Origin of the sequence: Exiguobacterium sp. s141, assembly GCF_018618085.1 — a bacterium.
GTDB classification, from domain to species: Bacteria; Bacillota; Bacilli; order Exiguobacteriales; family Exiguobacteriaceae; genus Exiguobacterium; species Exiguobacterium mexicanum_A.
The window spans coordinates 41639-54691 of record NZ_JACSLJ010000008.1 but is presented as its reverse complement, the minus strand read 5'-3'; the positions used below and the strand labels follow the sequence as shown (position 1 = coordinate 54691).

Below are 13053 nucleotides of genomic sequence, written 5' to 3'. Positions count from 1 at the left end.
ATATTAACTTTGAGAAATTAGCAGATTTTGTAGGTTGGTTGAGATACCCAACAGCAGCAAATGTAATTGATCTCCAGTCAAAAGAAGCCATAAGAGAAGAAACGACAGTGAATACAATTTTAAATGCTGTTATGAGTTATCTGGAATATTTAAGTAGATTAGGAGAATTTAAGTCAATTGATGTATTTAAACAAGCAAAGGGGAGAAATTTTAAGGGGTTTTTACATCATATTAATAAGGGTAAATATCAAAAGAATATCTTAAAGTTAAGGGTTAAAAAGAAGCAGATAAGAACACTAACATCAGAGGAAGTTAAGCAAATTATTGATGCTTGTCATACGAAGAGGGATAAATTAATTTTAATGCTTATGTATGAGGGTGGTTTAAGAATCGGTGAAGTGTTATCGCTAAGGCTTGAGGATATTGCCACTTGGGACAATCAAATCCATTTAACACCCAGAGACGTTAATGTTAATGAGGCCTATATTAAATTAAGGAAGGAAAGAACAATACATGTGAGTAAAGAACTTATGGCACTTTATACAGATTATTTGGTATATGAGTATGGTGAGGACTTGGAGCATGATTATGTTTTTATTTCTTTAAAAGAAGGCTATTTTGGAAAACCACTAAAGTACCAAAGTGTTCTTGATCTAGTTAGAAGAATAGTTAAAAGAACTAGAATAGAGTTTACGCCGCATATGCTACGCCACACTCATGCAACGCAGCTAATTAGGGATGGATGGGATGTTGCACACGTTCAAAAGAGGTTGGGCCATGCACATGTTCAAACAACGTTAAATACCTATGTTCATCTTTCAGATCAAGATATGAAAAATGAGTTTAATAAATATCTTGAGAGAAAGGAACATAAGAAATGAATGATTCTAGTAAAAGGAAAATTATCAGTCAGAGTGAGATCAGTAAGAAAATAGCTGCAATGAATGAAGAATTGCAGGGATTTTGGGCTAATAATAGTTGGGATATAAGGAAATGTCCGCATCCTTCTGCCATAGAATTAAGTAAGAACCCTACTTTAAGAAATCGGTGGGTTCGTTTTGAACGTGTTAAAAATCTGTGGTTAAGAACAGAATTGAAATATTTTTATTTTTACCATTTAAATAATGGAATATGGAATGCAAAAACTGTATGGATTAGAAAAGGAACTGTAATTAATAGAATGTTAGATTTTTTAGATTTAAAGTATCCTAACATTACTTCAATTACTGAAGTTCCTATTAAAAAAGCAATGACGGAATATAGGACATATTTGACAGAACAGGGTGTTAGAATTACCACTACTAATTATAAGATTACTGCTAATCAAGAAAAAATAGCTGTAGAAGCTAATTCTTACTATGTTACTAATTTAAAACAATTTATGGAGTTTTATGAGGACTTTTATTTTGATGGGGAGGAGTGGGATAAAGACATTTGGGATAGACGTAAGTTACCTTTGCCAGATGATAAGGTTAATCCGACACAATATGAATATGTAATTAACTTTAAAGGGGTTCGCAATACGTATTTTAAACAACTCGTAAAAAGATATTGTAAATTGAGATTAAATACGGATAGCTTTTCCTATGTATGTGATATCGCCCAAAAACTTAAAGAGTTCTTTAATTTCTTGGACATGAATTTTAAACACGTTCAGAGAATAAACCAATTAACGAGAATGGAAATTGAAGCATATTTAAGCGAATTAAATATGATGGGGATAAAGCCTAGCACAATAACTGGGAGGATCTCTATATTGGAAGGACTATTTAGTACCCTTCTAAGGCTAGAATGGAATGATATTCCTTCCAAGGTGTTAATCTATCCAGAAGACTATCCCAAAATACCGAGAGCAAAACCTCGTTTTATAGATGAATACGTTCTGGAGCAATTGAACAGTCATCTTGATAAATTACCCGAATATATAGCTACGATGACTATGATAGTCCAAGAATGTAGGATGAGGATAAGCGAATTGTGCACCTTGAAAAAAGGTTGTCTATTAGAGGACAAAGATGGAGATTACTTTTTAAAGTATTATCAATGGAAAATGAAAAAGGAGCATATAGTTCCAATATCAAAAGAGGTAGCTTTATTGATTAAAGTTCGGGAAGATAAAGTTTCATGGGAGTTTCCAGATAGTGAATACCTCTTTCCAAGAAAAGATGGATCGCCATTAAAACAAGAAACATTTAGAGACGAGTTAAACAAATTAGCTTATGAGCAAAAAATAGTCGATAAATCAGGCGAGATTTATAGATTCCATGCCCATGCCTTTCGCCATACAGTAGGAACAAGAATGATTAATAACGGAGTACCGCAGCATATTGTACAAAAGTTTTTGGGTCATGAAAGTCCTGAAATGACAAGCAGATATGCTCATATTTTTGATGAAACCCTTAAAGCTGAATTTACAAAATTCAAAGAAAAACTGGTAACTAATAATGGAGATATAATTGAGTTAGATAATGACAATGAAGTCGATGATGTTGATCTTCAATGGTTCAAGAAAAATATTAATGCACAAGTTCTTCCAAATGGTTATTGCCGATTACCAGTAATAGCAGGTTCTTGTCCACACGCCAATGCTTGTTTAGATTGTACTCATTTTTGTACAAGTAAGCAGTTTTTATCGCAGCATGAGGAACAGTTAAATCGTACTGAGGAGTTATTGGCAGTCGCTAAGGAAAAGCAATGGCAAAGGCAAATAGAGACTAATAACCGTGTTAAAGAGCGACTAGAGCAAATAATTGGCAGCCTGAAGGGGATTAGTTAGATGGTTAAACAGGTACGAAATACAGAGGAAATTGTGCGTTTGGCAAAGCAAAAGTCCAGGCGGACTAGAGAAAATGTAGACAAGGTTATCTCTAAACTATCGCTTGAAGGTAAGACTATTAATTTTAACACAGTTGCAAAGGAAGCTAATGTTTCTAAATCATGGCTTTATAAGGAACATGATATTAGGCAAAGGATTGAATCTCTCCGAAAACAGCAAAAAACAGAAAATGTAATATCAAAACCCAAGAAAAGCTCCCGTTCTGAAGAAGTCCTTATTAAAACCTTAAAAACAAGAGTAAAGGAATTAGAAGAGGAAAATATAAGATTAAGGAACCAGATCCAAAAATTATACGGAGATTTGTACATTAGAGAATAGTTAATCTATGAGTTTCACCAACTTGTGCTTTGAACTTTGAAGTGTTAAAATTAATATACTATTAATCGAAAGGAGAGATGGGTGGACAATGAAGAACTAATCTAATTTTTAACAAATGAAATAGTATATTTCAGTTTAAAAACTTAGGATTAGTCTGCCCATTTTTCCATATACTAAATAAATGTAAGACTGAATAGCTAAAAAGGCTAAATAGTTTTATTTGAGTGTCTTAAAAAGTGACATGACTAATCCTTCCAACATTATTTGGGAGGATTTTTTATTTCTCCCTGAATCAAAATAAAGAAAGAAGGAATCGAATTGTTAAAACAAAAGGAACTAATGGCAAGGGTTAAGGAACTTGTCCAGTCAGATGAACGAATATCTGCTTGTATGATGTATGGCTCTTTTACAAAAGGAGAGGGAGATCAATACTCTGATATAGAATATTACGTTTTTCTAAAAGATGATACAATTTCCACCTTTGATTCAGCAAAATGGCTAAATGAAGTCGCTTCCTACACTTTACTCTATCAAAATGAGTACGGTACGGAAGTAGTAATTTTTGAAAATCTAATACGTGGTGAATTTCATTTCCTTTCCGAAAACGAAATGAATATTATTCCTTCATTCAAAGAATCAGGCTACATTCCTGACACAAAAGCAATGTTTATTTATGATGAAACAGGACAACTAGAATTGTATTTATCAGAGTTGGAAGGTCCGGGACCAAATAGACTTACAGAAGAAAACGTAAATTTTTTATTGAATAATTTTTCCAACCTATGGTTAATGGGGATTAATGTTCTTAAAAGAGGGGAAAATGCACGTTCACTGGAACTTTTATCTCAATTACAAAAAAATATACTACAACTCATTCGAATTGCGGAAGAAAATGCCGATAATTGGTTTAATATGACAAAGAATCTTGAAAAAGAAATTAGTCCTGAAAACTATGAAAAGTTTAAAAAGACTACTGCCCGATTAAATGAATTAGAACTATATGAAGCCTATAAGAACTCTTTGCTTCTCGTTATGGAACTTCGAAATCTCGTTGAAAAACAGTATCAATTAACCATTAGCGATGATTTTTTAGGCAAACTGTTTAATTATATGAACGAATAAATAAAAAGCCTGTATCTCAAGTGATAACTAAGATACAGGCTTTAATTGTTATTTACTTTAAATACATGTTCTCAAAGTGAAAGTATTGATTTTAATGGATTTTTAATAGTTTACTCTTGATAAGATCCGACCCCGAGCCGGGAGGACATCCTCGTCTCTGAACGGTTACATGAAGCAGGAGACCTCATCGGCATCCCGGTGCTCGACCATCTCATCCTCGGGGCGGACGAGTCGTATGTCAGCATGAAACAGCGAGGTTACATGGGTTGAATGGGATGGAGTGGGGCCGGGGGACCGGTCCCGGTCCGTCCGATAAGGGCAAGGACGAAAAACGTGCGTTTTTCTTTGACGAGACGGGCGACTCGCGTTGCTCTCGCCTGGATCCATAGAGCGGGATCCGGAAAAAGGGGCGTTTTCGCAAGACGAAAACGGAATGGTTCGTGTGTGGATATAGCATGATGTTTTATTCTGTCTCGTCATTTTTTTGATGAAATGACAAAAGTGAAAAGAGCGCTTGTTTATTGAAAATGACCATATTTTCTAAACAAGCCCTGGGCTTGTTTCAAACAAGCCCAGGGCTTACATGAAATAAACCGAGATGTCGAGCGGTCAGATTCAAGGTATTGTTGAGCTATCAACAGGAGAGGATGATTCAAATGAGTCACACATTGGACCAGCAAACGATTGAAGAGATGAAAGAGGTATTGCTTAGAAGACTTCCTGAACGGATGGACATCGATCCTGAGGCCTTCGAGTTAGTGAGCATGGATATCCTTTGTGAGGTAAAAGAAGGGGAACGATTGAAACAGATGACGGTCTTCTTTAATACGAACACGCTTCAAGTACATAACTGATTGTTTCGAAATGTATACATGTATACTTGTAGATTTGTATACATGTATACATTTTTATCTAGTGAGTCTTTGAACGAAGCGTGAATCGCATAAGTATTGGGAATCGGTCTATAAAGACTGAAAGGGGTGAGGCGTGATGGACGAGCGGATTCTTAATGACTATGCGTTCGATGGATTGGATCCGTTCGTCCGGACCGTGTTCTCGGAACTGATGGAACACCCCGATTGGATGCGCGTCGTCGACAGGGAACATGGCGTCGAGAAGGTCGTCCGGTTCGATGAAGGACGGAACTCGCCTTACTTCCGTTTGGTGATCTATCTGGATGCAGAAGAATGTCCGATCAAGATCGTATATCTATATGGGACATGGGTGGTGGGGAATGGAGACGTCAGTTTTGTGGTCTCAGAGCTATCCAAAGGTGTATTCGAATATGAAGTGATGCATGTCCATTGGCTCATCAAGTATCGCTTTGAGGATTGGGAAGTCTCTGAGGAAGGGGCATAGGAGAAGGAATGGTGATCCGGGCTCATGCGTGAGCGTCTAGCGCCAGGAGGCGAAGTCGCTCATCGCACCGCTGCCTCCCTGACGGCCCGATAACAAGAGCTGCTGGCTCATAAGCCGCATCTCTATGTTCCTGGTCCTTTCTTACGGGAGGCACGGAGCGTAAGGAAAACGTCAAAAGCAAGAGCGTGGGCGCGTCTAACGACACGCAAGGAACACCATTCGGCCGAATGGTGTTTTTTCATGTACATGGATCATCCTCATCTAGTGTACTGTCTATAAATAAAAAAACACATCAGCTAACTTGGCTTTTAAAAAGTCAGTTAGCTTGATGCGATTTTTATGAGCTGAGCTTGCTTGTTTTTTATTTTCGTCACGTAAGGCGAGAAACGGGTTGAACCCATATAGTGATCTTGCTCCGATAGACTAGAGAGTAGGGCGAGGATGTTTTTAAGCTGCTTCGCCCCTTCTTGGATGCTCAAGTGATTGACATGTCCCTTTTGATCTAATCGGTTCACAAATAGCTCGACCTTCCCGCCGCTTTCAATCAATTCCCGACTGACCAATGCCGTATCCTCTATCAATTCTTCGAACTGATGATGAAGGCCGATCCCGTTCGAAGCTGACAAATCGAGGTACACCGTGAACATGTCTTGATTGACCGGCTGGTACAGTTTCGTTTGCAAAGTCAATTTCTTCGCCGTCGCATACCAGTCGATTTGTCTAGACGGTTCATCCTCATAGGGTTTCGAGGAGATTTGTAGTAACCGATCCTTAATTGGAGAATATTTAGAGACGCGCTCACCAAGCTTCAGGTGTGATCGGATACGCTGCGCAGGAGTACTTGAAATCGATGGATAGACCGTCCAACGTAAAGGGGGAGGCAAATAGAGTGTCAGCGTCCCTAACGATAGAGGCAAGCTAATCGTGATGGAGATTTCAGCTATTTCGATGGGCCCCCTTCGATTACCTGTAAGTTCGAAGACGAAATCAGATGGCAGCTCGTCCAATTCGATGATGGATTCCGTGTGCCCCTCTAAGTTCACGACGTAAGGTCCATCCTTTGGCGTACGTATATATGTTTTCGTGCTCATGTCGTTTAAGAGGTGCACGTTCGTCAGTTCAAGGGTGAACTTACAACTTTCGTTCTTGAACAGAATCGAGTCGAACTGTCTCCACGTGACGTCCATTTGTGCAGTCAGTCGTTTCGTGTAACGCTCGATATAAAGACTTGCCGCCAAAAAAACAGCGAGAACGAATGAAAGAATCGAGAGGTACGGCACGAACAACAAGATAATCATCACTGAAAATAAGACGATTTGGATTCGTTTTTCAAGCAAGAAAAATACATTTGTCGTGATGTTCATCGGAGTCACATGCCCATCTCGACCGGGACCGGGACGGTCGACAAGATTTCTTCCATGACCATGGCCTTCGAGGACTTGATCTCGCCCTCGAGCGTCAGTGTCAACCGATGAGCGAAAACGTATGGGGCCAAGAACTTGATGTCCTCTGGTGTGACATAGTCACGATTTTGGATATAGGCATAACTTTGAGCGGCTTTCGAGAGCGCGATCGTCGCACGTGGACTGATCCCCGTCTGAACGTTCCGGTGACTACGTGACGCGGTCGCGATCGAGACGATATAGCGTAACACGTCTTTCGAGATGTGGATTTTCATGGCATCGGCTCGATATTGCAGGAGTTGCTCGAAATCGACATTCGCCAATACCGCCTTACGGGTCTCGGTGACGGATTCCTCCAGCAATTGAAGTTCGAATTCTTCGGTCGGATACCCTGTATGTAGACACATCATGAACCGGTCAAGCTGCGCATCAGGCAAAGAGAAGGTACCAGATGATTCAATCGGGTTTTGCGTCGCGATGACGAAGAATGGGGTAGGAAGTTGATATGTCTTGCCCCCGACCGTCACCTGTCGTTCTTCCATCGCTTCGAGCAATGCGGACTGGGTACGTGGGACGGCCCGGTTGATTTCATCGATGAGCACGATGTTGGCGAAGATCGGGCCTTGCTTGTTTTCAAACTCTTGCGTCTTTAGATTGAAAAAATCTGAACCGACAATATCTGACGGTAATAAGTCGGCTGTGAACTGAATTCTTGAAAAGTCGCCGTGGAAACTCGTCGCTAATGTCTTGGCCAACATCGTTTTCCCGGTGCCCGGTACATCTTCTAAGAGCACATGTCCGTTTGCCAAAAGCGACGTCACACACAACTCTACTACTGTCGGGTTGCCCAAATAGACTTGGTTGATTTCCTCAATCATCGTACGAATGTTCATCAAGATTTCTCTCCTTTGTAGTGTTGTATATACTGTCTGACAGATACTTTGAAATCGTGAAGTGAGCGCTCGTCGATCACGTTCAGTTCTCCATATCGCACATCGGCATAAGGTTTCACAGATTGTTCGAATCGAATGCGTGCAAACCACTCTGAGACGGTCTCGTGAGGTTTTCGTTTTTGAGTGTCGCTCAAGGTGTCATTCAACTCCACGAGTAGTTTCCCAAGCTCAGTATCAGAGGCATAGAGAAAGGTTGGTGTGGTATTGGTCACTTTGTTCATATTGGCTCGCGCTGATAATGGCCTCTCGTCAGCTGAGGACGATGTCGCTTTGCGTCGCCGTTTATCCCACCAATCGTGTACGCGCTTGTAGTTCTTGAGAAATAAAATGAGCAAGAAAGCTATAACAGCCCATTTCAGAACGTCTGAAGTATCCCCTTGGTCTTCATCAGACGTCTTTTTCTCAAACCGTTCTTTCGACAAAAGATCATACCACTTCGGTATATCATTAGTATCCTCTAGATTCTCTGTTTTATCTTTAAAGGTTGCCAATTCACCGTCGATGTACCTTGGATTTCCCGACATGTCTTGTTGGGTGGGGCGATCTACAATCATTCCATATAGAAAAATACCACCGATTTTAAATAAAGCGAGGATGACTAAGGTCGAAATGATGAAATAATACATTTTTCTTTTCTGCATAAACCCTCCTCTTATACAAGTGAAGTTAAAGATATACATCTTACCCCTTAATGTCCCTTTAAATACAAAAAAAGTCAATTGTAAAAATAGATTTCGCTTTTTGATTCCAAATTAAATTTCTACCATGAATAATTCTCTTAATTTTGATTAATATCCCTTCTAAGAGGAACATCATTCGGCCGAATGGTGTTTTCATATGAAAATTAAGGTCCCGTATTCATATAGTCATTGTTTGATCCATTTTGCACTTCGGCCAAGACCAGACGGGGCGATTATTCCTTCGTCACGTAATTCACGAAGGACACGGTTGATGGTCGCCTCACTGATGTCGGGGCAGGCTTGTCGAATATCTGATTTGGTAAACGGGACAATTCTGCCTTCGACGAAGCGTCTGATTCGTACGGTCTTGTTCTGACTGCCTGATGTGACGAGGCCAACGCGCTCCTCAAGCTCTTTATAGGCTGCAAGAATTACGCTCAACAGATAGTTGATCCATGGGAACGAGTCTTGGCGGTTCTCATGCCAGTGAATGGATGATAGCCGAAGGGACTCATAGTAGTCCTCTTTTCGTTCTTCGACAATCTTTTCAAGACTAATATAGCGGCCGACCTCGAAGCCATATTGATAGAGCATCAACAAGGTCACGAGACGGGCCATGCGGCCGTTCCCATCATTGAACGGATGGATGGATAAAAAGTCGAGCACGAACATGCCTGTCAGGATGAGCGGGTCGACGTCCTCGTTTTGACGACGCTCTTTCAGACTATCGCACAAGGCTTGGATAGCAACGGGTGTCTCAAACGCTGGAACAGGTACGAAGCGTGTACGACGTGTGCCGTCGGGGAAGGTCTCGCTAATTTCGTTGTCGACATTCTTCCATCGACCGCCCTCGACCGGCACAAACTTGTAAAGCTCCTTATGAAGCTGGAGCAAGATGTTCGGGTTGAGCGGGATATCCTGAGCCGACGCATGGATCAAGTTCAAGACATCCCGGTACCCGGCAATTTCCGCTTCCGAGCGGTCGGCCGGGTCCGAGGTCTTCGACATGATGGTGTGTAGGCGACTCTCGGTCACGACGATCCCTTCGATCGCATTGGAGGCTTTGGTCGATTGGATGACCGCCACGTCACGCAAGGTGTTCAGGATTTGAGGCGCCTGTTGTTTATATAGGTCCTGTTTGCCTTTGTATTCGTTGATGCGACCAATCAATCGTACCGTTTCCATCGGTAAGGCCAGATTGGCCATGTACTGATAATTATAATTGCGCATAGGAAACCCCTCGTTAATCATTATAATTGATTAAACATGTTCATTTAGTTCGGATATGACTATGTTTAATCCTAGTATAACCTATTTAAACTGTATTCAATTGAATTAAACATGTTCACTTTTATAACAGATGACTATGTTTAATGATTGATGACCTATATTTCAATCCCTTAGCTTTTGAAGACTGATTCTCTTTAAAATCCACACGAGATGTTGATAAAGAGAGTCGTGAGTCTTAATAGTGAAAGGCGTTTCAAAGTCAGGTGCCACCACGTATAAAGATTGCAGGACGTAGCAGGACAAAAAACGCATCCATCGATTTCACGAGGATGCGTTTGATTAATGTGACTCTATTTGATTCGTCGCATGAGCATCATTACTCTCCGACCATGCCATCTCCGTCATTGTCCTGCATATAAGGGTATAGCCAATGGCTACTTCTGATCGGCATGCTGAATCCGGCATCTTTGGCTTCTTGAATCGTCACTTGTCCGTTGCCGTTCGCATCTACGCTAGAGACGTCTCCGCTCGGTTCTGCGGCCACTATGGGCTCACTTTCTGTCGCGACAACAGTGTTCTGCTCGGTCTCTACACTTGCGGCTGCAGCGGCAATCTGTTTTTTCGCGTCTGCCTGTTTCTCAGCGTTCGAGCATCTAAAGCGGATTCGCTAAATGTGGTTGGCACGTACGAGGATGGCACAACCGTCCAAAAAACGGCTTCATTTAACGCATTGAACTATACCGATGGTGAGAATGCTTCTACGTGGCAACGTCAGACAATTCAATTGACGTCAGAATCTAATAAAAAACTTGTAAAAGTGGATGTCACCTTACAAAATGGATCAACCTCGAATATCATCGTGGATGCAGTACGTGCGTCTGTCGGAAGAGTTGTTTCCGAAGTAACGTATGATAAGCAGGGTAACCATGTTTTAAAAGATGCTGGTCTAAGTAAGTTACCAGTGACTAATTCTGTTGATGCATTTGGTAACGTATTGACTGTCGAACAGGGAAATCGTACACGTCAGAACAAGTACGATTTGTTAGGGAGATTAATCGAGACTAAAGCGGAAAACGGCACTATTATTGCGTATGATTACAATAAAAAAGGAGAAGTCACTCAAAAGGCGTTTGGGAAAGTAGTAGAAGAAGTAGACAAGGAATTAATTGTAAAAGACCCAGGAAAGATAACAAAATATGCATACTCAAATGGTCGTATTTCGTCAGTGACACGTCCAAATGGACAACAGTATCAGTATTCATATGAAGCGCACACAGGAAACTTAACTGAAACGACTCTACCTTCTGGAAAGCGTTTGGTTAATGTCTACGATGATGAAGGAAAGATCACAGAACTCAAAGAAGCCACTACAACACGCTTTAAGTACGGGTATGATACGTCTTCTGGCGAAATCACTTCTATTCAGATGGGGAACGACACATCTAAACAGAAAAAATACGAGTATGATGCCACCGGGGCAGGGATTGGGCGTCTATTGAACCTCACAGATTACCATGGAGTGCTCCAAACATGGGGATACGAGGATGTGAACGGTGTCGGAACTGAACTTCCGCTCTCCATCACGTTAGCGGGCATGAAGCGCGACTTTGTATATGATGTCGCCAAACGAAACCATGGGGTAACTGTCGATAGTCAACATTGGGCTTTCCGCCATAATGAGGATGGTAAGACGACGCAGATCACCATGCCGGGACAAGGCGGGGAGTCGCTTGTCGAATTCGATGAGACTGGTGCCGTATCAGCATGGTCTGCCTCTGCTGGTGACAAACAGATTGCATTTGAGCGTTATAGTTACGATCAATATGGAAATCTGTCAAGTTTAAAGAAAGATGGACAAACAGCGAGTTATTCATACGATGCGATGGATCAATTGATTGAAGAGAAGACACTTGACGGACAAACAATCAATTACACATATGACAGCCGCGGAAATCGTACACACATCAACAATCAAATTGTAGCTGAGTTCGATAACACCAACCGAATGACTAAGTTCAAGGGGCAAGCCATTACGTATGATGCAGACGGGAACCGAATCAATGATGGACGCCTGAAATATTCATGGGACGGTCTTGGGAAACTGACTTCGATTGAAGAAGTTAACGGGACAAAGAACTGGGAATTTGTTTATGACGAACAAGGGCGTCGTATCCAGAAGACGGGACCGAACGGTACGATTCGCTTCCATTACGATGGAGACTCGAACCGACTGATGGCGGAGACAGATACGGCTGGAACACCAATCCGGGAGTATGTCTATAACGCAGACCATATACTTGTCGGTTTAAAAACAAACGGGACATGGTACAATTATCAACGGAACTATCGTGGGGATATTGTAGCGATCACGGATATGGATGGGAAGGTTGCCGCCGAGTACACCTATGACACGTGGGGCAAGCCGCTCGCGACGAATGTCATCGATCCGAAGCTGACTGACCAACCGATTCGGTATGCGTCATACTATTATGATGAGGACTTAGCGCTCTACTACTTGATGGCACGCTACTACCATCCGGAACAGGCCGTATTCTTATCCATCGACCCAGAGCTGGATGCAGACGAAACGGTGTCGATGGCAAATGGGTACTCGTATGCGGACAATAATCCTGTTTTGAAAGTTGATCCAGATGGAACGTGGGCTTGGGTAGCGGTTAAGGCGGGATATGGTGCCTATACTGGTTATCAAACAGCCAAGTCTCGCGGATATACCGGCTGGAAAAAGTGGGGGTACACTGCTTATAGTGCCACTGGTTTTGGGAGAGCTTTTAAAATAGGAAAAGCTTTATACTCCTTCAGTAAAAAAGCTACACGTCCTGCGAACCTTTCTCCAAAAGGAGCAGGTCGTAGAGGTGCATTCAGAGCTGCTAAGAGAAAAATGGGTATACCGATGTCTCAGCATCCTAGATCTTCAACCCAAAGCAACGGCAGAAAAAAACAATATGTACCAGCTTTTGATAGAAGTGGTAAAAAAATTCCGGGCAGACATTATGATTTTGGTAGAGGGAGAATAATTAGACAACATTCAGGGGGGCATAAATATAAAGACGACCCTAGCCAAAACAGAGGACCGCATTATAACGATCAATGGGGAAACCATTATGATTATTTAAAGAAACGTAGGAGATAAG

The 13053-nt window shown here is 41.5% G+C and carries 11 protein-coding genes and 2 pseudogenes; 8 read left to right on the top strand and 5 right to left on the bottom strand.

Annotation, left to right across the window (positions count from 1 at the left end; translation table 11 throughout):
- The 7 genes and pseudogenes from KNP74_RS13675 to KNP74_RS13645 form a co-directional block, all read left to right on the top strand.
- Positions 1 to 881 (top strand): tyrosine-type recombinase/integrase (locus KNP74_RS13675; protein ID WP_214764612.1); only part of this gene is annotated, 881 nt, incomplete at its 5' end.
- Positions 878 to 2776: a site-specific integrase gene (locus KNP74_RS13670; RefSeq protein ID WP_214764611.1), complete on the top strand. Its 1899-nt coding sequence runs from the start codon at positions 878 to 880 to the stop codon at positions 2774 to 2776. The genes KNP74_RS13675 and KNP74_RS13670, both read left to right, overlap by 4 nt.
- The gene (locus KNP74_RS13665) at positions 2777 to 3154 is read left to right on the top strand and encodes a DUF6262 family protein (RefSeq protein WP_002333497.1); all 378 of its coding nucleotides are present in this window, start codon (positions 2777 to 2779) and stop codon (positions 3152 to 3154) included. It begins immediately after the preceding gene.
- Positions 3155 to 3472: 318 nt separating this feature from the next.
- Positions 3473 to 4276, top strand: a complete 804-nt coding sequence (gene lnu(G), locus KNP74_RS13660; protein ID WP_002333496.1) for a lincosamide nucleotidyltransferase Lnu(G) — start codon at positions 3473 to 3475, stop codon at positions 4274 to 4276.
- A 123-nt stretch (positions 4277 to 4399) separates the two neighbouring features.
- Positions 4400 to 4546 (top strand): annotated as a pseudogene (locus KNP74_RS15050) (JAB domain-containing protein); the annotation flags it as partial.
- Positions 4547 to 4932: 386 nt separating this feature from the next.
- A complete protein-coding gene (locus KNP74_RS13650) occupies positions 4933 to 5130 on the top strand; it encodes a hypothetical protein (protein ID WP_024127771.1) in 198 nt (65 codons plus the stop codon).
- A 136-nt stretch (positions 5131 to 5266) separates the two neighbouring features.
- The gene (locus KNP74_RS13645) at positions 5267 to 5635 is read left to right on the top strand and encodes a hypothetical protein (protein WP_214764610.1); all 369 of its coding nucleotides are present in this window, start codon (positions 5267 to 5269) and stop codon (positions 5633 to 5635) included.
- Positions 5636 to 5955: 320 nt separating this feature from the next.
- Here KNP74_RS13645 and KNP74_RS13640 read toward each other — a convergent pair whose 3' ends face one another.
- The 5 genes and pseudogenes from KNP74_RS13640 to KNP74_RS13620 form a co-directional block, all read right to left on the bottom strand.
- On the bottom strand, positions 5956 to 6999 hold the full coding sequence (locus KNP74_RS13640; RefSeq protein WP_214764609.1) for a DUF58 domain-containing protein: 1044 nt from the start codon (positions 6997 to 6999) through the stop codon (positions 5956 to 5958).
- Between the two features lie 5 nt (positions 7000 to 7004).
- Positions 7005 to 7931 (bottom strand): AAA family ATPase, encoded by a 927-nt coding sequence (locus KNP74_RS13635; RefSeq protein WP_214707826.1) that lies wholly within the window; start codon positions 7929 to 7931, stop codon positions 7005 to 7007.
- Entirely contained in the window at positions 7931 to 8632 is a 702-nt protein-coding gene (locus tag KNP74_RS13630) for a hypothetical protein (protein ID WP_214764607.1), read from the bottom strand. Before KNP74_RS13630 ends, KNP74_RS13635 begins: the two co-directional genes overlap by 1 nt.
- 225 nt (positions 8633 to 8857) lie before the next feature.
- On the bottom strand, positions 8858 to 9901 hold the full coding sequence (locus KNP74_RS13625) for a Fic family protein (RefSeq protein WP_251130202.1): 1044 nt from the start codon (positions 9899 to 9901) through the stop codon (positions 8858 to 8860).
- Between the two features lie 376 nt (positions 9902 to 10277).
- Positions 10278 to 10430 (bottom strand): annotated as a pseudogene (locus KNP74_RS13620) (DNA/RNA non-specific endonuclease); the annotation flags it as partial.
- A 201-nt stretch (positions 10431 to 10631) separates the two neighbouring features.
- Between KNP74_RS13620 and KNP74_RS13615 the strand changes: the two are divergent.
- A complete protein-coding gene (locus tag KNP74_RS13615) occupies positions 10632 to 13052 on the top strand; it encodes an RHS repeat-associated core domain-containing protein (RefSeq protein ID WP_214764606.1) in 2421 nt (806 codons plus the stop codon).
- Position 13053: the final 1 nt, after the last annotated feature.